The 20,738-nt window shown below is 65.1% G+C and carries 19 protein-coding genes and 1 riboswitch; of the genes, 5 read left to right on the top strand and 14 right to left on the bottom strand.

The window, feature by feature from the left end:
* Positions 1–17: 17 nt before the first annotated feature.
* From QQZ18_RS12790 to QQZ18_RS12815, 6 genes are all read right to left on the bottom strand, one after another.
* Positions 18–407 (bottom strand): allophanate hydrolase-related protein, encoded by a 390-nt coding sequence (locus QQZ18_RS12790; RefSeq protein ID WP_284541307.1) that lies wholly within the window; start codon positions 405–407, stop codon positions 18–20.
* 91 nt (positions 408–498) lie between these two features.
* Complete coding sequence (locus tag QQZ18_RS12795; RefSeq protein WP_284541308.1) at positions 499–1,449, bottom strand: carbamate kinase; 951 nt, start codon at positions 1,447–1,449, stop codon at positions 499–501.
* Entirely contained in the window at positions 1,446–2,849 is a 1,404-nt protein-coding gene (locus QQZ18_RS12800) for a DUF1116 domain-containing protein (RefSeq protein WP_284541309.1), read from the bottom strand. The genes QQZ18_RS12795 and QQZ18_RS12800 overlap by 4 nt, the downstream gene beginning before the upstream one ends.
* Positions 2,846–4,408, bottom strand: coding sequence for an acyl-CoA synthetase FdrA (gene fdrA / locus QQZ18_RS12805; RefSeq protein ID WP_284541310.1), 1,563 nt, complete (start codon positions 4,406–4,408; stop codon positions 2,846–2,848). The genes QQZ18_RS12800 and fdrA overlap by 4 nt, the downstream gene beginning before the upstream one ends.
* Positions 4,392–5,243: a DUF2877 domain-containing protein gene (locus QQZ18_RS12810; RefSeq protein WP_284541311.1), complete on the bottom strand. Its 852-nt coding sequence runs from the start codon at positions 5,241–5,243 to the stop codon at positions 4,392–4,394. The genes fdrA and QQZ18_RS12810 overlap by 17 nt, the downstream gene beginning before the upstream one ends.
* Before the next feature lie 7 nt (positions 5,244–5,250).
* Positions 5,251–5,913, bottom strand: a complete 663-nt coding sequence (locus QQZ18_RS12815; protein ID WP_284541312.1) for a cysteine hydrolase family protein — start codon at positions 5,911–5,913, stop codon at positions 5,251–5,253.
* Positions 5,914–6,280: 367 nt separating this feature from the next.
* On the opposite strand from QQZ18_RS12815, the gene QQZ18_RS12820 reads away from it, so the two are divergent.
* Both QQZ18_RS12820 and QQZ18_RS12825 read left to right on the top strand, forming a co-directional pair.
* On the top strand, positions 6,281–7,258 hold the full coding sequence (locus tag QQZ18_RS12820) for a sugar-binding transcriptional regulator (RefSeq protein ID WP_284541313.1): 978 nt from the start codon (positions 6,281–6,283) through the stop codon (positions 7,256–7,258).
* 8 nt (positions 7,259–7,266) lie between these two features.
* Positions 7,267–8,838: an FGGY-family carbohydrate kinase gene (locus QQZ18_RS12825; RefSeq protein WP_284541314.1), complete on the top strand. Its 1,572-nt coding sequence runs from the start codon at positions 7,267–7,269 to the stop codon at positions 8,836–8,838.
* Between the two features lie 99 nt (positions 8,839–8,937).
* Here the strand turns inward: QQZ18_RS12825 and QQZ18_RS12830 are convergent, their stop codons facing one another.
* The 5 genes from QQZ18_RS12830 to QQZ18_RS12850 all read right to left on the bottom strand — a co-directional run bounded on the left by QQZ18_RS12830 (position 8,938) and on the right by QQZ18_RS12850 (position 14,787).
* Complete coding sequence (locus QQZ18_RS12830; RefSeq protein WP_284541315.1) at positions 8,938–9,489, bottom strand: SIS domain-containing protein; 552 nt, start codon at positions 9,487–9,489, stop codon at positions 8,938–8,940.
* A 145-nt stretch (positions 9,490–9,634) separates the two neighbouring features.
* Positions 9,635–10,750: an ABC transporter permease gene (locus tag QQZ18_RS12835; RefSeq protein WP_284541316.1), complete on the bottom strand. Its 1,116-nt coding sequence runs from the start codon at positions 10,748–10,750 to the stop codon at positions 9,635–9,637.
* Positions 10,751–10,763: 13 nt separating this feature from the next.
* Complete coding sequence (locus QQZ18_RS12840; RefSeq protein WP_284541317.1) at positions 10,764–11,843, bottom strand: ABC transporter permease; 1,080 nt, start codon at positions 11,841–11,843, stop codon at positions 10,764–10,766.
* A 60-nt stretch (positions 11,844–11,903) separates the two neighbouring features.
* Positions 11,904–13,394 (bottom strand): sugar ABC transporter ATP-binding protein, encoded by a 1,491-nt coding sequence (locus QQZ18_RS12845; RefSeq protein ID WP_284541318.1) that lies wholly within the window; start codon positions 13,392–13,394, stop codon positions 11,904–11,906.
* Positions 13,395–13,824: 430 nt separating this feature from the next.
* Complete coding sequence (locus tag QQZ18_RS12850; protein WP_284541319.1) at positions 13,825–14,787, bottom strand: autoinducer 2 ABC transporter substrate-binding protein; 963 nt, start codon at positions 14,785–14,787, stop codon at positions 13,825–13,827.
* Between the two features lie 436 nt (positions 14,788–15,223).
* On the opposite strand from QQZ18_RS12850, the gene rpiA reads away from it, so the two are divergent.
* Positions 15,224–15,946, top strand: coding sequence for a ribose-5-phosphate isomerase RpiA (rpiA, locus tag QQZ18_RS12855; protein ID WP_284541320.1), 723 nt, complete (start codon positions 15,224–15,226; stop codon positions 15,944–15,946).
* A 29-nt stretch (positions 15,947–15,975) separates the two neighbouring features.
* Here rpiA and QQZ18_RS12860 read toward each other — a convergent pair whose 3' ends face one another.
* Positions 15,976–17,496 carry an MFS transporter gene (locus QQZ18_RS12860; RefSeq protein WP_284541321.1) on the bottom strand — a complete coding sequence of 507 codons (1,521 nt, stop codon included), beginning with the start codon at positions 17,494–17,496 and terminating at the stop codon, positions 15,976–15,978.
* A gap of 88 nt (positions 17,497–17,584) precedes the next feature.
* Here QQZ18_RS12860 and QQZ18_RS12865 point away from each other — a divergent pair, with 88 nt between their 5' ends.
* Positions 17,585–18,121 (top strand): TetR/AcrR family transcriptional regulator, encoded by a 537-nt coding sequence (locus QQZ18_RS12865; protein WP_284541322.1) that lies wholly within the window; start codon positions 17,585–17,587, stop codon positions 18,119–18,121.
* 75 nt (positions 18,122–18,196) lie between these two features.
* Here the strand turns inward: QQZ18_RS12865 and QQZ18_RS12870 are convergent, their stop codons facing one another.
* Positions 18,197–18,622 carry a VOC family protein gene (locus QQZ18_RS12870; RefSeq protein WP_284541323.1) on the bottom strand — a complete coding sequence of 142 codons (426 nt, stop codon included), beginning with the start codon at positions 18,620–18,622 and terminating at the stop codon, positions 18,197–18,199.
* A gap of 68 nt (positions 18,623–18,690) precedes the next feature.
* Here QQZ18_RS12870 and QQZ18_RS12875 point away from each other — a divergent pair, with 68 nt between their 5' ends.
* On the top strand, positions 18,691–19,272 hold the full coding sequence (locus tag QQZ18_RS12875) for a TetR/AcrR family transcriptional regulator (protein ID WP_284541324.1): 582 nt from the start codon (positions 18,691–18,693) through the stop codon (positions 19,270–19,272).
* 33 nt (positions 19,273–19,305) lie between these two features.
* On the opposite strand, the gene QQZ18_RS12880 is transcribed toward QQZ18_RS12875, so the two are convergent.
* On the bottom strand, positions 19,306–20,346 hold the full coding sequence (locus tag QQZ18_RS12880; RefSeq protein WP_284541325.1) for a threonine aldolase family protein: 1,041 nt from the start codon (positions 20,344–20,346) through the stop codon (positions 19,306–19,308).
* Positions 20,347–20,390: 44 nt separating this feature from the next.
* Positions 20,391–20,497: riboswitch (SAM-I-IV-variant riboswitch) on the bottom strand.
* Positions 20,498–20,738 lie beyond the last annotated feature (241 nt).

A 20,738-nucleotide genomic window follows, 5' to 3' on the forward strand; every position in this document is an offset into this window, starting at 1 on the left:
GACCTGATCTCCCGGTCTCACGAAAGCGTGGCCGCGTATGCACGCCAGCCACCGTATTCGGTAATCTCGCGCTCACCCTCGGTGAGCCATGGCTCGGCCAGCACGCCGAGAACCTCGCGGCCGTCATCGAGCAGAACCTTGCCGACGCAGAGCCCGGCCGGCTCGCGCATCAGGATGCTCGCCAGGCCCTCGGGCGGCACCGCCCAGAGCTCCAGAGCGACGGTACCCGACGGTTCGCGGGTTCGGACCATGCCCGGATGACGGTCGCCGATCGACCACGCCCGGTAGCAGGGGGCGGTATTGGCTTCGGCGACAAAACTGGCACCAGCCGCGATCATGTTGGGATTGAGTTCCAGTCCTCGCATGAGCGTGCCGTTGACAGCGAGCAGCACGGTTTCGTTCGGCATCGGTTGTTCTCCTCTTTATCGTTGGTGCGACCGGTTCGGGTCGTGAGCGGGGGTGGTGGGTGTTGTCGCTGTTCGCATCTCGAAGGGGAGCTCAGCGGACGAAGCGGGTGCCTGCCTCTCCGGCCACGGCACGCCCCATGGCCTCGGGCGTCGTGATGAGGCCGGTGCCGTCGGGACAGCGATCGAGATAGGCGAGCATGGTTTCGATCTTCGGCGCCATGCTGCCGGCACCGAAATGGCCTTCGGCCAGAAAGGCGCGCGCCTCGGCGACGGTCATCCGATCGAGCCAGCGCTCGGACGGGGTGCCGAAATGCACCGCGACGCGCTCGACGCCGGTCGGGATCAGCAGCATCTCCGCGTCCAGACTTGCAGCGAGCAGCGCCGAGGTCCGGTCCTTGTCGATGACGGCGTCGATGGCGTCGAGGCTGCCGTCGGCATTGCGCGCAACGGCAATGCCGCCGCCTCCGCAGGCGATCACCACCACGCCCTCGCGAACGAGGCGCTCGACCAGCGGCGCCTCGACGATCTCGCGCGGCGCCGGAGAGGCGACGACGCGACGCCAACCGCGGCCTGAATCCTCCGCGACGCTCCAACCCAGTTGGGTGGCAAGGCGCTCGGCCATCTCGCGGTCCATGTGGGCGCCGATCGGCTTGTCGGGAGCGGCAAAGGCGGGGTCGCCACGATCCACCACGGTCTGCGTCACCAATGCGACCACCGGACGGTCGAGCCCGCGCCGGCGCATGGCGTTGCCGAGCGCGTTCTGGAACATGAAGCCGATCGCGCCCTGGGTATCGCCAACGGCGTAGGGCAGACCGACGGCCGGCACCTCACCTTCGGCGATCTCCGACCGGCGCAGGATGAAGCCCACCTGCGGCCCGTTGCCATGGGTGACCACCACCGACCAGCCGGCGGCGATCAGGTCGACGACATGATCGGCCGTGGCGATCACCGCCCGATGCTGGTCGCCCAGCCCACTGGTTTCGCGCGAGCGGATGAGGGCGTTGCCGCCGACGGCAACCACGGCGATGCGGCGTTGGGTCATGGCGTTCTCTCCAGATCGGTCGCAAGGGCGGTGAGCGCGTCGATGAACGCGACGAGCGGCGCAGTCGTGATGCCGGCACCGATCTGACCGATACCGGCGCGACGGTGAGCAATGCCGGTGTTGATCACCGGAAGCATGTTGCGGTCGACCACAAGCCGGGCATCGATACCCGCCCCCGAGCCGGCAAAATCGAGAGCCGGCAGGGTGAAGGCCGGATGACGGGTCAGAGTGATCGCCTGCATGGCCCGGCTATGGGCGAGCGCGTCGGCCGGGGAGCCGCCCACGAACTTGACGATGGCCGGCGAGGCGGCCATGGCAAATCCACCGACGCCGGCGGTCTCGGTGATCGCGCTGTCGCCGAGATCGGCAGCCGCGTCCTCGACGCCGTAACCGGGGAAGAACAGTCCTTCGACCGGGTTGGCCGGCGCTTCGAACCAGCGGTCTCCGGTTCCCGAGAGACGAATACCGAAGTTGACGCCGTTGCGCGCCATCACCGTCACCATCGACGATCCCGGCACGCCGGCCGCGGCGTCGAGCATGGCCTTGCAGGCCGCCATCGACAGATTGAGGAAGAAGTGGTCGTTGGCCGCGATGAAGGCGAGTGCGTCCGCCCCGGCCGGGAGGCGGGCGAGAGCCGGCGCAAGACGGCGGATCAGCAACCCCGAGGCAGCCACGTTGCGATTGTGAATCTCGTCGCCCATGTGCAGCGCCTGGGCCATCAGCGGCTTCAGCTCGATCGGCCCGGTTGCATCGAGCGCGGCCGAGAGCGCCGGAGCCAGGCTGTCGCGCATGAAGGTCAGCCGCTCCAGAACCTCCGGTCCGTTGGCGCCGAAGCGCAGCACCTTGCCAAGACCCTCGTTGAGGTTGGAGAAAGCGCGATTGCCGCCGCTGCGATTTTCGACCACGAACACCGGCATGGATGGCGAGATGACGCCGGCCATGGGGCCGACGGCGCCATGATGGTGGCAAGGATCGAGCGCGATGTCGCCCCGCGCGGCCATGGCGACCGCTTCCTCGACCGACGCGGCCCAGCCCTCGAAGACGATGGCGCCGGCGATGGCTCCCTGCACCGGGCCGCACATGTCGGCCCAAGCGATGGGCGGGCCGGCATGCAGCAGGCGACGCCCTTCGGCGAGGCCGGCGATGGCGTCACGGGCCTGCCGAACGGCAACGAGCACCGGCTGCGCATCGAGATAGGCGGCGAGCGCCTTGGCGTTGGCGATATCGACGCGGGGATCGGACATGAGGCGCGCAAGGACGGCACCAACCTCGCTGTCCCCACGTCCGGGCGGTGTCCAGTCGACGTGGTGGACGGCGCATCCGGCGGCGGCGAGGGTTTCGGAAAAGCCCGATAGACCGAGGCCGATCACCTCCAGCGGTTCTGCGAAGAGCTGGTTCATTGTTGTTCTTCCCGAATGCAAGCGACGACATGGGCGGCGAGGTTGGCCGCCTCTGCGTTGGAACTGGCGACAAGGACGCCGGCGGCCTCCAGCGCGGCGACAAGCGGCGCGCGCGGTTGAGGATCGAGTTCCGTGCCGCAGACGTGGGCGATGATGGCGAGCTCGCGCCCTTCGGACCGGGCGGCCGCCCTCGCTCCTTCGACGATACCGAGAAGACCGCGCCCAGGATCGGCATCGGCGCCGTGACCGAGAACGACGTCGAACAGCAGGACGGCGGTCTCCGGATCGGCGGCTTCGGCGAGGAGGCGTGCGTCCCGCAGCGACGGGTCGATCATCGGATGGGGACGCCCTTCGGTGAAGGCGTCGTCGCCCATGTCGACGAGACTGTTGCCGTGACCTCGGGCGAGCTCGACCAGAGGCGTGGCACCGGGAGCCGGCGCGTTCGACTCGCAGGCATTGCCGCTGGCGAGGAGGATCAGTTGCGCCTCATAGCAGAATGTGCCGCCGGCAAAGACGCCGCGTACCCACCGTTGACAGGGAGCAAGGCTCCGGGCTGCGGCAGCGGCCGCCGTCTTGAGGTCTGGGGACAGCGCGGCCGGTGCGGGCGGCGTTTCGCCGGCCAGAAGGGCACCGGCGACCTCGGCCGCATGCCGCAGACTGTGAGCGCGGACCACGCCGTGGTCGGTTGCTCCGGCCGTCTCGCCGAGGAAATGAACGACGACCGGCTTGCCGCAGGTCCGCGCCGCATCCAGGACCTTCCTGGCAACGGCTGGCTCGGGAGGCTTGGAAATCAGCACGATCAGGCTGGTCTCCGGGTCGTCGGCCAGCATGCGGATCGCCTGCCGCATGGTGCGGCCATCGACCCCGGCATGCAGATCCCGACCGCCAGTACCGATCGCCTGGGAGATCCCGGTACCGAGATGGTGGAGCGCGCAGGTCACTTCCTGAAGGCCGGTGCCGGACGCTGCGACCACGCCGACGGGGCCTCGGCGGACGACGTTCGCAAAACCGAGCGGCATTCCGTTGATGATCGCCGTGCCGCAATCGGGGCCCATGAGCAGGCGATCGTTCGCTTCCGCCAACCGCTTGAGGTCGATTTCGTCGGGCTCGGCCACGTTGTCGCTGAACATCATGACGTTGAGCCCGGCAGCCAGAGCCTTCCGGGCCTCTGCCGCGGCATAGCGCCCCGGAACGGAAATCAGCGCCAGGTTGGACCCTGGGTGACGCTCGACCGCCATGCCGATGCTTTTGAGCGGCAAGGGGCGCATGCCGTCACTGCTGCCGTCGTCGCCCTTGGGGCTTAGCGCCGCGTCCGCGGCTGCAAGGGCAGCTTCTGCGACAGCCTCGTCGGCGGCGGTCAGCGCGATGACGAGATCGCCCGGTGAAGGCGCCATATCGAGGGCGAGACCCGCCTCTCGCATGCGCGCCAGATTGGCTTCCGTTGCCATGGCGACGGTCACCTCGCCGATGCCTTGCGTTCGACCGAGCACGGCCGAGATCTGCATCAGGGACACCGAGTCCTTGTAGAGGTTCGGGTAGCGTTTACTGAATAGAGCCATGGTCCGATCCGGTTGATCTGTTGAAGTCCGATCGGGCTGCGGCAAGCAGCCCGGCAATTCCGTCGGCGCCGGAGCTTGCGCCGATCACAAGGGCCGCCTCGACGGCCTTCCAGACCGGCAAGACCGGGCATGGGGCGTCGAGAGCATCGGCAAGCAACGCCATCGGCTCCGAGAAACGCCCCGCCAGCGCCTCGCGCAAATAGTGGCGGCTCACCGGCGTCGTGGTCGCGAGACGGGGCCGAAGCGCCTCGGCGAGGCCGTCGCGCCAAGCGCGCGCTTCCGGTCGGCGAGACAGCCAGGCGAGACAGCCGACCAGCAGGTCGTCGCCCGATGGCGTCAGGCCCTGCCCGAGGCCGACGAGGGTGGTCGCCGCGCGCTTGAGCCCATCGACATTTCCTCCTGTCAGCGCCAAGCCGAGACGCGTCGCAAGGGTTTCCACCTCGGGCGGCAGGCGCTTTTGCGGCCACCGGTCAAGATAGGTCTCAAGGTGGGCGGAAGCCGCCTCGACCCGAGCCCGCCGTCGGTCGTCCGACACCCTTTCGCCGATCGGAGGCGGCTGCCAGACAGAGGCTTCGAGAAATGTTCCGCTCACTCCTCCGCAGCGCCAAAGCCCACCGGACAGATGGAAGGCGGTACCCGGCTGGAACAGTTGATCGAGCGGCACGGAGACGCGCAGCTTCAGGGCGCGTGGAAGATGCGGTAGGTCGGCCGTCGTCAGCACCAGAAGGGTGCCGTCGTCCACTTCCACGTTACAGACCCGTCGGAAAACGGGGCCGATCCGCCCGTCGACCGAAGCCGGCCAGGAGGAGCCGAGCGACAAGCCCGGCAGCAGCATGATGGCGTCACCCGGCGAGAGCGCTGGAAACGGCCGCCGATCGGGCTACCCAACCGACAATTGCGCCCTGCGCTCGGATCATCTCGAGAGCGACACGATGGAACTCGGGGAAGTAGGAAGCGACGGCGTCTTCGACCACCAGCACCTCATAGCCACGGTCGTTGGCCTCACGCGCGGTGGTGTTGACGCAGACCTCCGTGGTCACGCCGCAGAGGATCAGTGACCGGATGCCGTTCGCCTCGAGAATGAGGTGCAGGTCGGTCTCGTAGAAGGCGCCTTTGCCCGGCTTGTCGAGGATCGGCTCACCCTCGATCGGATAGAGCTCGGGAATGAAGTCGTGGCCCTTCTCCCCTCGGACCAAGATGCGACCCATTGGCCCATCGGTGCCGATGAAGGTCTTGCCGCCGCGCGTCCGCTTGGCGGGATGCAGATCGGCGAGATCGGGACGGTGGCCCTCGCGGGTATGGATAACCAGAAGCCCGGACCGGCGCGCAGCGTCAAGCACAGCCTTGCAAGGAGCGATCGCAGAGCGGAGCAACGACACATCGTTCCCAAGCATCTCTCCGAAGCCGCCCGGCTCAATGAAGTCCCTCTGCATATCAATCATGATTAAAGCAGTTGACTTCAGGTCGAATTTGAAAGAAAAAGGTTGGGCGTCGAGGGTTTTCATCGGGGCAAATCCAGGGTGCCGTGTTGAGCGAATACGCTGATTGCCCTGACTATAGTAACGTCGGCAAAATTATCAAAATACAATGTTTTGACGCAGATCCGCAAACAATTTGCGGGTAAGGGCCACCTGCGGCGCGGAGTTCCGGCTCTCCCGTTCTGCGACGCGACCTCTTCCGGCATCGCAGACGCCCCGCGAGCCAAGTGGCAACTCGGTGCGGTCCGGCTTCGGAATGCAGTCTGCGTCCGCTCGGCTGCCGCGAGGCCGGAAAGACGGCGCGTTTCGTCCGATTGAAGATGTTTCGGACTTGAAACGGCCGCTCCCTTGCGGGATCACTGACACACGGGAGCTGCAATGAGCGGGGTTGGACGTGGGGCGGATCAACGAAGGGCCGGGGGATAATGATCGCGACATCCAGGAAACGGACGCCATGCGGGCGCGTGTCGCCTGGTATTATTTTGTCGGCGGCCTCACGCAGCAAGAGATAGCGCGCAAGTTCGAGATCACGCGGACGCGCGTCAACCGTATCGTCGGGCAACTCCGGGCCGAGGGTTCGGTTCGTACCGAGATCAAACTCCCCCTCGTCGGCTGCATCGAGCTCGAAAACAAGCTGGAAAGCCGGTTTGGCCTGCAATCGGCCCGGGTCGTGCCTCACCTGGAAGATGACCACGAGCAACAAAGGGTGCTTGGCGAAACCGCCGGAGAGCTCCTGGACTCGCTGCTCGAAGACGGGTCCAGGCTTGGCGTCGGCTGGGGCCGCACACTCGCCTCCGCCTTGCCGCGCATAACGCCGCGAAGCCAATCCAAGGGCTGGGTGGCGACCCTGATGGGCGGCATGACGCAGGGGCTCGGAACCACGACGTTCGAGCTGGCCACGGCGTTCGCCAAGGTCCTCGGGTCGGAGTGCTTCTATCTGGCCGTCCCCATCTACCTGCCGACGGCCGACAGCCGCCTTCTGCTCGAAGGCCACTACGGCATTGCCGACGTCCTGGCCCGCATCAAGCAGCACATGGACATCGCCTTCGTCTCCTGCGGCGACATGTCCCCGCGTTCCCAGCTCGTGGGTACGCGCGTGGTATCCGAGCACCTCGAGTCGCTTCTGGCGGCGGGCGCCGTTGGCGATCTGCTCGGTCTTTTCATCGACGAGAACGGCCGGCCGGTGAAGCACCCCCTCAACGAGCGGCTCATGGCGCTGGATCTCGAGGACCTGAGGGGCGTCCACCAATCCATTCTTGCATCCGGTGGCGTTCACAAGATGCCGATCATCAGGGCCGTGTTGCGCGCCGGCTATGTCAAGCATCTGGTGACCGACGAGCGCTGCGCAGATCTGTTGTTGCGTTCAGTCTGAGGGAAGCCATGCCGAAGGGAGTGATCGCGGTCGACGTCGGTTCGCGTCAGGTTCGGGCCGGACTTTTCGATCTCGCGGGAACGCTGGTGGCGCATGCCCGACACGACATCGCGCTCGGCCAGCACAGCAATGCCATGGCAACCTACCGGATGGAGGAAATCTGGGCGGCGGTTTGCGCCACCGTGGCCGACTGCGGCGCCCAGGCCCGCACCCACGACCTCACCGTCACCGGGCTCGCCTTCGACGCGACATCGTCCCTGTATGTCGACAATGCCGGATCACCGATCGCCGACGGGCAAGGGAATATCTTCGGATGGATGGATCATAGGGCTCAACAGGAATCGGCCGAGATCAACGCCACGCGGCACCCATACCTTCGGTTCTTCGGCGGAGCGATTTCCCCGGAAATCCACCTGCCTAAAATCGTCTGGTACGAGCGTCACCGCTCCGATGACCGGACCGGCACGGTCTGCTTTCGCGATGTCTGCGACGAGCTTGCCCGTCGCGCCACGGGGGTGGACGCCAGGTCGAGATCGGCGCTCGTCTGCAAATGGCCCTTCGTGCCGTCCGAGGACGCCCCCTGGCAACGGGACCTGCTCGCGGCCCTCGGGCTTGGGGGGCACGGCGGCCCGGATCTTGTCGAGGGGGCGGTGCGCGACCTTGGCGACGTCCATGGCCGACTGACAACCGCGGCGGCGCGTCAGCTCGGCCTGCCCGAGGGCGTGGTGGTCGGAGTTGGGGCGATCGATGCCGAGGCCGGCGTGCTCGGCAACGTCGGGGCCAATCTGGACGCCATCATCGGTCGCACGCTGCTGATGACGGGCGGAACCTCCACGAACTTCATGGCGTTCTCGGCCGATCCGCACTTCATTGCCGGCGTCTGGGGGCCGTTCCGTGATGCCGTCTTTCCCGGCTTATGGATGCATGAAGGTGGACAAAGCTTCTCCGGTGGCGCGCTCGATGCGGTACTGAGGCAGCATCCGGCCAGTCCGGGCGAACCGGCGGCCGACACTCACCGCCAAGCCGCCGCCGACATTCTGGCTCTGCTCGCCGAGGAAGGGCGGCAGTTCGCGGCCCAGAAACATCTGGTCCCCGACTGGCTCGGCAATCGCGCTCCGCTCAATGATAGCCGCGTGCGGACGATCATGAGCGGTCTCGGACAGGAGCTCGACTACCGGTCATTCCTGGAAAGCTACTACGCCACCGCCCGTGGGCTCGCACTGCAGATGCGGCAGGTCGTCGATCATCTCAATGCCCACGGATATGCGATCGACACGATCCATCTGTCCGGCGGGCACAGGCACAACCCCCTGCTCGTCCAGCTTTACGCGGACTGCTTCGATGGCGCACTCCATCTCTGCGAGGCGCCCGAACCGGTGCTGTCAGGGACGGCAATGATTGCCGCAGTGGCGGCCGGTCACTATCCGACCTTGCGCGCCGCCACCGCCAGGATGTCGACAAAAACCAGACTGGTGGAGCGGAATGCAGCCCGCGCCGCCCAGCTCGACGCCGACTACGGCGTGTACCTTCGCCTCTACGAGGTGAGAAACGAGATCTTTCGGGCCAGCCTTCCCATGTGATAGCAGGACGCCGGCAGCAGTCAGATCCGAACACGCTGTTGAACGGATCGTTTCGTCGGCCCAAGCCGCACGACCGGACCGCTCTACTCCAGAACCGGCCTATTCCAGATTGGTGTGATTGGCGCGCATAGCCTCCGGCGAAACGCCGAGATGGTCGCGCAGCTTCAGGATCATCACCTCGAACAGCACAAACTGCGCACCTTCATAGAGCGAGCCCATCGGCAGCACGGAGGCGGCGGCGCCATGGTCGTTGGCCATGGTCTGGGCGGGAAGCGTCAGAACGAGATCGGCCGCCTTGGCGCACCGGCCATCCGGTTGAGCGGTGATGAGCAGCGTCTGGGCGCCCGCCGACTTGGCGACCCCCATCAAGGCCTCCACGGTGGAGAAGAACCCCGGCCCTGCCGAGACGATCAGGAGATCGCCCTTCCCCACCGGCGGCGTGGTCATGTCCCCGACCATCGCGGCGTGACAGCCGAGATGGAACAGGCGCATGCAGAAGCCCTTGATCTGCAAGCCCTCGCGGCCGACGCCATAGAGCGCGATGCGCTTGGCCGAGGCAATCTTCCGGACCGCGAGATCGACTTGCTTGTCGTCCAGGCGTTCGAATACCCGCTCGAGATCGGTAATGGCGTCACGATAGAGAGTGGTCATGTTCCAGTTCCACAGTTTGCCGAAGGGTCAATGGCTTGGAACCCCGAGCCGGAAATCAGGCCCCGGAAGGAGCCGTCGGCGCCTGGAGCAGCCGCTGTTCGGCCTGATTGAACGAGATGCAACCCAAGTGTTCTTTTCATAAGCGTCATCCCGCCGGTCCTCGCTCCGCTCCGGCCGGAGGAGGAGCTGAAGAGGCGCGCTGACGCTTGACCGCAAGGGCCGTCAGATGCCGGACGACGATGCGGCGGAAGAAGAAGTTCAGGGCCATGAACAGCAGGAGCATGACGCCCCAGATCATCTTCTTGGCAAAGGGCGACAGGCTGGCGATGGTGAAGGCGTTCTCGACGCACTGCAGCAGCAACACCGTCGGCAATATGTTCAGCAGTCGGCCACGGCCGCCGTCAGGATCCATGCCAGCCAGTACCGCCACCAGAATGGCTTCCAATTGGAAGGTGTCGCCGAAGCCGACCTTCATGGAGTTGAAGCGAGCCAGCATGATCAGCCCGGCAAGCGATGCCAGGACACCGCAGACGGTGTAGGAGATCAGGATGGTGCCTTCGAGCCTTAGGCCGCCGAACAGAGCAGCCACCTTGTTCTCGCCGTAGAGATACAGGCTCTTGCCGAAGACCGAGCTGTTCACGACGAACGCGATGACGACGAAAATGACGAGCACCAGGCAGAACGACGTGGGAATGACGCCGAAGATGGTGGACGACATGACGTTGACGTAGGCCTCGGGCATGCCCGTGATACCGGCGCCGCCGGTCAGGCCGGTGCCGAGGCCGGCGAACACCATCATCGAGCCGAGGGTGGTCAACAGCGGCGGAATGCCGAAGCGGACGATGACGATGCCGTTCAGCAGCCCGGCTCCGGCACCGACGCCGAGCGCCACCAGACAGGCCAGCGCGATCGCCGCGTCCTGGCCGAGGGCGGCCAGCACCGGCTCGGAGGTCATCAGCCGGGCGGCGAAAATGCCGGCGAGGTTGGCGACGGCGATGATCGACAGATCGATGCCGCCCGACACCATCGACAGCCCCATGGCAAGGGACAGGAGGGCGAACTCCGGCGTCTGCTGGAGAACCGAGACGAGGTTCGTCGGGTTGAAGAACGCCGTTCCCAGGCAAAGGAAGATGAGAGCCAACACGCCGGCGATCATCGCGTAGAGAACGCTCTGGCTGAGGCCCTCCTCGTCCAGACGGGCCGGGAGGAGCCATCGCCAACTGATGCCGAGGGGCGACGTGGTGTGGTATTCGCCATTCATCGCGGCGTTCCCCCTAAATGTTTTCGAAGTTGATCTGGCGAAGATTGCGCTTCTTCGCCCGGTAGTGCGAGATGGACGCGATGAGCACCAGCGCACAGCCGATGAAGAACCGGTTCCACGACGCCGAAAGACCGATGGTGACCAGCGTGTTGTTGAGAAGGGTGACCAGCGTCATGCCGAGCAGCACACCGGAAACCGACCCGGCGCCACCACTGAGCTTGGCGCCACCGATAACCACCGCCGCGAGAACGAGCAACTCGTTGCCAACCAGCGTGACCGGATCGACCAGACGAATGTCGGAGACCATCATCACGCCCATCAGCCCGGCGAGCGCTCCGGCATAGGCGTAGATGACGAGGTTGACCTTCAGCAGATTGACGCCGCAGCGCAGCGCGGCCAGCCGGTTGGAGCCGATCGCGTAGGTGGCGCGACCGATGGCGGTCCGGTTCAGCAGGTACCAGGTGGAGACGACGGCAAGAACCAGCGGTACGACGAACACCGACAGTCCGACGAAGCCCGGCCCATCGGGAAACTCGAACAGAACGTCGGTGCCGAAGTAGCGCAGGGACACCGGCATGCGGCCGGCGGTGATCGGGCCGGCGCCGAGGAAGACCATCAGAACGCCCTGGATGACGCCCTGCATGGCCAGCGTGGTGATCAGCGTCGGCAGGGAGAACAACGAGATGATCAACCCGTTGACGGCTCCAACCAGCGCCCCGAGCGTCATCGCCACCAGTAGGGCAAAGGCGAGGCTGTCGAGGCCGGTCCATTTGGTGATCACGGTCGCGACGTAGGCGGACAGGATGGCGTTGGCCAGGAACGACACGTCGATGCCGCCGGAGACCATGACGACCAGCACGCCGAGCGCGACCACCGTCCAGGCCGCACCGCTGCGGATCAGGTCGAACAGGGAAGCGAGCGACAGGAAGTCGGGCGACCGCAAGGCAACCATGATGACGTAGACGACAATGAGGAAGGCGAGCAGGGACAACCCTCCCTGACGCCCGTCCTCCCGGCCCAGGAGACGGGCCAGCAGCCCGGTTCTGTTCGGCTCGCCCGCCTCGACTGTCTTATCGTTACCGTGCGGCTTCATGTTCACACCTTGTTGGTTCTCTTGTCTTTTCTTGTGCTTCGGCGCCCAGCCCGAGAGGCCTCAGCTTGCCTGGCGAAGGCCGCTGGACAGCATCTCGACGGTCAGCGTCTCGCCGGAGAATTCGGTGGCCAGCGTTCCGGCCTGCATCATGAAAACCCTGTTGCAGCTCATGACGAGCTCTTCGAGGTCGTCGGAGATCATGATGACGCCGCGCCCCTGGCGAGCCAGTTGGCGAACGATGTCGTGGATCTCCATCTTCGAGCCGACGTCGATGCCAACGGTCGGGTTGTCGAGGATCAGGATCTTGGGATCGGTGGCGAGCCACTTCGCCAGCACCACCTTTTGCTGGTTGCCGCCCGAGAGACTCTGAACGGGCTCCTCGCCGGATGGCGTCTTCACCCGGACCTTGCGGATCCAGGTGTCGCCAATGGTGCGCTCGACCGTGCGCGACAGCAGGCCGAACCTCCCCTTGCTGACCTCGAATGTCGAGGATGCGATGTTCGTCATGATGGGCTTGCGGGCGAACAGACCCTGGCTGTGCCGATCCTCCGACACCAGGACGACGCCGTTGCGGATCGCCTCGCGGGGGGATTGGGGGCTGAGCTGGCGTCCGGCCAGGGTTATCTTGCCGGCGTCCGCCGGGTTCAGGCCAAACAGCGTCAGGGCGATCTCGGTACGCCCCGCCCCGGTCAAGCCGGCAAAGCCGACGATTTCGCCCGGCCGCAACGAAAACGACACGTCGTGGTACTGATCGCGGCGGCACAACCCCTCGACGACGAGCAGGGGCTCGCCGGCCCGATGGTACTCCTGCGGCGCCTTCTCACCCTTGAACTCGATGCCGGTCATCAGATAGCTGAGTTTGGTGGTGGTCAGGTCGGCGGGGGCATATTCACCGATTTTCCGACCGTCTCGCAGCACGTAGAAGCGATCGGCGATCTCGAACAACTCATCGAGCTTGTGGCTGATGAAGATGATCGCCATGCCCTTGCTCTTGAGGCGACGAACCATGTTCAGCAGTTGGGCGACATCCCGGCTTGGCAGCGCGGTCGTCGGCTCGTCCATGACCAGAAGGCGGCAATCCTGCGTGAGGGCGCGGGCAATGGCCGCCGTCTGCCGTGCACCGATCGGCAGATCGCCCAGCCGGGCGCGCAAGGGAAGGTCGGCGCCGAGCTCGTACAGCGCTTTCGCAGCGATCCGGTCCACCTCGCTCCAGTCCACCCAGCCGCGACGCCGGGATTGCACGACGTGGAAGGCGATGTTCTCCGCCACGGTCAGGTCGGGGAAGATGGACAGGTCCTGGTAGATGATCTCGATGCCGAGCGCCATGGACTGCGCCGGCGTCAGTCTCTCGAACGCCTGTCCCTGCCAGATGATCCGGCCGCTGTCCGGGGCCTCGCCACCGGCGATGCATTTCATCAATGTCGACTTGCCCGAACCGTTGGCGCCTGCCAGGCACAGGACCTGTCCGGCCTCGATGGTCATATCCACGGCATCGAGAGCCTGGGTGCCGATGTAGCGCTTGCTCAGCCCCTCAAGACGTAGCAGTTCCATTGTCTGGTTCTCTCCAACGAATCCGAACAGGCCAAGCTACGCCCGGAATGCCCGGCCCGCGACCATCATCGGTCCGGCACGGCCCGTCCATTCGGAGCGCGCCAGTTGCCGGACACCGGTATGTTTCGTATCGATTTTCCGGAGCCCTGCCGCTGAAAGCCGGATCTTCCGAAACGCCCCCGCATTTTCGGTCCAAGCACCTTCGGACGAGCCTCGCCCCCGGAAGTCGGAGACGAGGCGCGGCGTTCGATGCGAGAACCTTGCTGGCTCGTTTTGTCACGAGGACGCAAGTCGGCGACCAACCGTCTGGTCAGGTTCGAGACCTAGAGCGCATCCGGCGAACCTTGGTTCGCCAACGTGCTCTATCTATTTGTTTTTACGCAACTCCGGACGCAAAACCGGTTCCCACTTTTGCTGGAATTGCTCTAAATCAGAACGCGTATTCCTGATAGTTTTCCTTGGTCAGAACCAGGGTCGCGTTGCCGTAGATGACGCCGTTCTCGATGGTCACCTTCTCGTAGCCGGGCCGCTTGAGGTCGATACCAGCCTCGATCGCTTCGCCCTTGAGCGCCTTGTAGGCGACGTGGGCAGCTGCATAGCCGGCGTCGGCGGGGCGCCAGCACTGGGCTTCGGCCTGGTAGCCTTCCTCGAGGTAGACGCCATTGATGCTCGGCAGGCCAAGTCCGACCACCTTGATATCCTTGCGGCGCAGCTTCTCGACCGCGAGGGCGGCCATCGACGAACCGGAGACGGAGCAGCCGAAGAAGCCCTTCAGGTCGGGATACTTCTTGAGCGTCTCGTTGACCTTGTCGAGCGCGGTCTTCTCGTCGTTGTTGTCCTCGAGCGGTTCGGACAGCACGAACTCGAGCTTGGGGTAGTTCTTCTTGGCGTGTTCGAAGCCCGCCTTGAACCACTGCATGTGGGTTTCCATGGTCAGGGCGCCGACGATGCCGGCATACTTGCCTTCTCCGCCCATGGCCTTGGCGAGGTTCTCGAACATCAGGGCGCCGAAGTCCTCGTTCTTGAACGCTTCCACGTCGTAGTTGGAGACGCCGGCGAGGCTTTGGGCCTCGTGACTGATGACGATGATGCCGGCCTTGCGCGCCTTTTCCAGGATCGGCTTGATCGACTGGGGATCGTTGGGCACGACCAGAATGGCGTCGACGTGCTTGGCGATCAGGCTTTCGACCATCTGGGCCTGCTTGGCCGGATCGCCGGTCTCCGGCGCGATCTGGTAGGCGTTGACGCCGAAGTCGGCGGCGAACTGCTCGACGCCCTTACGCATGTCATCGAACCAGGAGATGCCCTCCTGCTTGGCGCACATGACGATCTCGAACTTCTTGCCGGACTCAGCGCCGAAAGCCGCCCGTCCTGCCGATCCCAGAGCCAGCATGCCGGCTCCTCCAACGAGGACAGCTCTTCTCGTGATCATTCTAGGTCCTCCCTATGCACATATGTGCTTCGAAAAACACATGTGTGTTACGCCTCCGTTCGGGGAGGTGTCAATAGGCTCTCCAAGGGTCCGAAATGATGCGCAACAACCCGTAGTTTCGGGGTGAGACGACACCCATCCGAAGGATGCGGAGGCGTCCATATGGAACCGGGTAAAGACATCGATCGACCGAGAGCGGTACCGCCCGTTGCGCGTCACGTGAGGATGCGGGCCGGGCTGCGGCGTCACCCCAGGGCACGCCCCTTTCCGCAGGCACCGGACAAAATGGTGGCTTCGCCGACCTTGTATTTTCTGCGCATCCGGCTTTCCCTCGTTTCCCGGACGAGACTCAGACCGGCAAACCAAGACAGCGTTGCGACAAGGCGCGGAGATCCCGATGACATCCACTCCTGCCGATCCCGAAGCGCATTTCAAACAGCAGGCCGGGGAGTACGCGGCCTCGCTAGTGCTGCCCGGCATGGTGGTCGGTCTCGGCACGGGGTCGACGGCAATCTTTGCCACTCGCAAGATCGGCGCTCGCCTCAAGGCGGGCGATCTCCGGGACATCGTGGCCGTCGCGACGTCGCGCGCCACCGACGCTGCCGCTCGGGCGCTCGGACTCCCCATGTTGACGGACGACATTCCACGCGAGATCGACATCACCATAGACGGCGCCGATGAGGTGGATCCCGAGGTGAATCTCATCAAGGGCGGTGGCGGCGCCTTGTTGCGCGAGAAGATCGTGGCCCAGTCCAGCCACCGGGTGGTCATCGTCGTGGATGCGGAGAAGCTGTCGCCCCGGCTCGGCACACACTGGCCGCTGCCGGTGGAGACGCTCGCGTTCGGTTGGCGGTCGCAGGTGCGCTTCCTTGAAAACCTTGGCGCGACGGTCGTGCCGCGACCCGGTCAGGGCGATCTCTTCCGCACCGACCAGGGCAACATCATTCTCGACAGCCGCTTCGGCCCGATCGACGATCCGCAGGCCCTGGCCGGCACGCTCGACGCGCGGGCCGGGCTCGTCGGGCACGGCTTGTTCATCGGCATGGCCACCGACCTCGTCGTGGCGGGAGAGGATGGGGTGCGCCACATCGAGCGCAGCCCACGGCAAGCCACACCTTGAGCCGTCATGGGACGGGAGGGCACCGCCCCCTATCGATGCGTACCGCCCTTGTTCCGATAGGTCTTCAGCATGAAGAAGACGACCACGCCCAGCATCCCGATCAGGCCTGAGGCGGTGGACAGCAAGACCGAATGGGTCGCGGAAAAGGCCGCCTTGCCGGCCTCGATCAGCGCCGCGCCGTGCTCTTCTGCAAGCTGACCGGCCACCAGATAGGTATCGCCGATCGAACGCGCAGCCTGGTCGGCAAGCGGTTGCGCCAGCCCCGGCGGCACCTTCATAGTGTGTCCATAGACGCTGGACATGAAGACGCCGAACAGCGTTATTCCGATGCCGGTGCCGAGCTCATAACCGGTTGCTTCGAGCGAGCCGGCCGCCCCGCCCTTGCTGGCCTCGACCGACCCCATGATCGCGATGGACGACGCCGTCAGCCCCGTGCTGAGCGTCAGGCCCAGAACGGCCAGCATCGCGGGGACGACCACGCCGGGGCGGCCGAAATCGCTCCAGGCAAGACAGCCAAGGGCTACGGCAGCGACGACCAGCGACAGGCTCGCGAGAAGGCGCAGGCCGAGCAGGTTCGACATGTAGCCGGCCACCGGTCCGCCGACCGCCGACGCCGCCATGATCGGAATCATGAACATTCCGGCCTGAAGCGGCGTCTTGCCGAGCACGTATTGCAGCTCTTGCGCCAGCGTCAGCTCGACACCGGCAAGCGCGCCCGTCGCCAGAACGGCCATGACGATGCCGGCCAGGATTGCCGGGTGCGAAAATAGTGACAGATCGAGCATCGGATCGCTCGACCGAAGCTGCTGCCTGACAAACAGCATCAGCATGACCAGGCCGAAGGCGAGAACAAGCGCGGCAACGGCAAGCGGCTGCTTGGCGCCGAAGCCGGCCTTGACGGCATAGACGACCGAAATCATGCCCACGATGAGCAGGATCGCCTGGCCGATGGCCCACTTGCCGGGAATGGTCGTCTCGGTGCGCGGCAGCAACAGATAGCACGCCGGCACGATGGCCAGCATGACCGGCACGTTGATGAGAAAGACCGAGCCCCACCAGAAGCGTTCCAGCAAGGCACCGCCGACCAGCGGGCCGACCGCCGCGCCGGCCGCGCCCACCATGCTCCAGAGGCCGAGCGCCATTGCCCGTTCGCCCTCGTCCTCGAACGTCTTGCGAACGATGCCCAGAACGCAGGGCATGATCATGGACCCGCCAAGGGCCAGCAGCATGCGCGCGCCGATCAGCATCGTCGCACTTTGGGCGAAGGCGGCCAGACCGGAGGCAAAACCGAAAACGGCGAGGCCGACGAGCAGAATCCGTCGATTGCCGATCCGATCGGCGAGCGTTCCCATGGGAACCAGCAAGCCCGCCATCAGCAAGGGATAGATATCGATGATCCAGAGCACCTCGGTGCTTGTGGCACCGAGTGCCTGGGTCAGGGTCGGAATCGCGACGTGCAGGATGGTCATGTCGAGCACGACTGGCAGAAAGGCCAGAATGACGGCGATCAGAACGAGCCAACGCTTCGGAAAGACAGGGATAAAGGACATGACAAACCCAAATGACGCATTGCGCGTCCTCATATAAATACATACGTATGGATTTCAATCATATGTCCATCAAACTTGGTTGAAGCACATGGGCAGGAAACCGACGATCACCCGCAATCTCTTGCTCGACATTGCCGAGGATATCGTCCGCAGCGACGGCGCGAAGGGGCTGACGATCGAGGCGTTGGCGCGGTCGGCCGGCGTGTCCAAAGGCGGCGTGCAATACTCCTTCGCATCCAAGGACGACCTGGTTCGTGCGCTGATCGATCGTTGGACCAATCAGTTCGATGAGATGCTGAAGGAGGATGAACCGACCACGGCGGTGGCGTTCGTTCGCCGCTACATCCAGGCGATGCGCGCCTCGCAAGAGGCGATGAATGCCAAAATGGCCGGGCTGATGATCGCCTACATGCGGAACCCCGAAAACCTGCGGGAAGTTCGAGAGTGGTACCACGCCATGTTCGAGCGGCTTGGAGCCGGAACGCCGGACAAACAGGCGGCCCGCGTCGCCTTCCTGGCGGTCGAGGGGCTGTTCCTGTTGCGCATCGTCGGCGTCGATGACGATGACACCTGGATGACCCTGCTGGATGACGTAGAATCCACGCTGGCGCGCCTGGCTGGCTGATCAGACCACCCGTCGCCGGCTTCGCTTGCCGACGACCGGTGTCGAGTGGGATGATCGGGCATCGGTCACGGACGATCAGCCCGGCAGCGCATCCGGCTGATAGAGGGCGGCGAACTCGCCCTTGGGCGGGATCGGCGTGATGATGTCGATCAGGACGCCATTCGGATCGGCCGTAATGAAGTGACGCTGCCCGAAATCCTCATCGCGCAGCGGCAGCAGAACCGGCAGGCCGGCTGCGGCAAGTCGGGCATGCTCCGCATCGACGTCCTCTACCTCGAAGTTGAGGATCATCCCGGAAACGCGCCCCCGACCAACCTCCGGAATCGTTGCATGGTTGCCGTCGAGAATGGCGAGATTGACGGATGGGTCGGTCGCCGACTGGAGATGGACGTACCAGTCGGCCGAGAACATCGGCTGGAATCCGAAATGATCCTGATAGAAGGCGGTCGTCGCCGCAACGCGATCGGTCATCAGGACTGGATAGACGCTGGTCGTGTGCATGGGTTGCCTCCAAGTTGGAACAGACATACAGTCTGTATGTAAATTGAAATAACATACAGGCTGCATGTATGCAAGAGCGGCGTACGAACAGAGAGCGGAGCGAAGGCACCACGGCCACCCTGATCGCCGTTGCACGGCAATTGTTCGTGGATCGAGGCTACGCGGAAACAGGCACGCCCGACCTCGTCGCGGCGGCCGGGATGACACGCGGGGCGCTCTATCATCACTTTGCCGACAAGCGGGCCTTGTTCCGCGCCGTCGTGGTTGCCGAGAGTCGAGCCGTGGCGGACGCTGTCGAGCGCTCGGCTCCAGGAGGCCATGACCCGGTGGCCGATCTCGTGACGGGCGGCGAGGCCTATCTCGACGCCATGGCCGAGCCGGGCCGGTCGCGGTTGCTGCTGATCGAGGCGCCAGCGGTGCTGGGGCCGGCGGATGCGGCGGCGATCGATGCCGAGCACGCCGGACGGACGCTGCGCGAGGGGATCGAGGCGGCGCTTGCCGCCGGGGCAATCCGGCCGCTGCCGATCGCAGCCCTCGTGACGCTGCTCGGCGCCACCTTCGATCGCGCCGCGCTGGCCGTGTCCGAAGGCATGTCCCGGTCCGACTGCGCCGCCGTTCTCGCCGAGGTGCTGAACGGCCTGCGGAGTTGAGAGCCGCGTCCGCGCAGCGAGGAGGACCAAGCCTTAACCGGCGGCTGTGGCGGATCGAATATCGGCCGCCAGTTCGTCGACCCGCGCCGGATCGGCATCCCAGGCGAACATGAAGCGGGCGCCGCCGCCGATGAAGGTGTAAAAACGCCAACCTCTCGTGCGCAGCTCGTTCAGCACGGCCTCGGGAGCGCTCAGGAACACCGAGTTGGCCTCCACGGGAAAGAGAAACTGGATGCCGGGCTCAGCGGCGATGGCCGCCGCCAGGCGCGCCGCGCAGGCATTGCCGTGCTGGGCGTTGCGAAGCCAGGCGCCGCTTTCCAGCATGCCGACCCACGGAGCCGACAGGAACCGCATTTTCGACGCCAGTTGCCCGGCCTGTTTGCAGCGATAGTCGAAGTCTTCTGCCAGAGCCTTGTCGAAGAAGATGACCGCTTCGCCGACCGCCATGCCGTTCTTGGTGCCGCCGAAGCAGAGCACGTCAACGCCCGCTTTCCAGGAGAGATCGGCCGGCGAGCAACCGAGCGCCGCGCAGGCATGGGCGAAGCGAGCGCCGTCCACGTGCAGCTTGAGCCCCAGTTCCCGGCAAGCCGCCGCAATGGCCCGCACCTCTTCGATGCTGTAGACGAGGCCGGTCTCGGTCGGCTGGGTGATGGTCACCACCCTGGGCTTGGGGAAGTGAATGTCGGAACGGCTGGTGGCCATGGCCCTGATGATGGCCGGCGTCAGCTTGGTCGCCGTAGGCGGCGCAACGAGCAGCTTCGATCCGTTGGAGAAGAACTCGGGAGCCCCGCACTCGTCGGTTTCCACGTGCGCCGACGAAGCGCAGATGACGCTGTGGTACGACTGGCAGAGGGCCGAGAGCGCCAGCGAGTTGGCCGCCGTGCCGTTGAACACGAAAAAGACCTCGCAGTCCTTTTCGAACAGGCGCCTGAAGGCGTCGGCGGCGCGTTCGGTCCATTCGTCGTCGCCATAGGCGATGGCCGACCCGCCATTGGCGCGCTCCATCTCGGCCCAGGCCTCGGGGCATATGCCGGCGTAGTTGTCGCTTGCGAACTGCTGGGCGGAACTGGTCACGTCAACGTCCTCTCTTCCCGATGAAGCGGAGCGACGCGCGTGGCTGATGTCCCGTTGGTTGCCGGTCGGCCACATCCCCCTCTTGCGAGGAGCACCACCTTGCCCGGGAGCAGGTTGGTGTCGGGCGTCTCCCCGACTCTTGATGCATCAATGGCAATTAGCACCCTGCCCTGAGCTCGGCAACTGCTTGTCGGTGCCTGAAGACAAACGGATGGCATCTGCACTCGCTTTTCCGTCCGGCGGCTCCCATACGGGACACAGCGTAGGCCGTTGCGCGCGCTGAGCTTCCAGCCTATTCCATGTTCGTGTCGCGACGGCCGGCCTCCTAATTTCTGCGCTTTCCGTGAGGAACAGGGCTTGCGGCATATCATGTCGCCGCTTGCGGAACTGCG

The sequence above is a fragment of the Pleomorphomonas sp. T1.2MG-36 genome (assembly GCF_950100655.1).
Classification (GTDB): domain Bacteria; phylum Pseudomonadota; class Alphaproteobacteria; order Rhizobiales; family Pleomorphomonadaceae; genus Pleomorphomonas.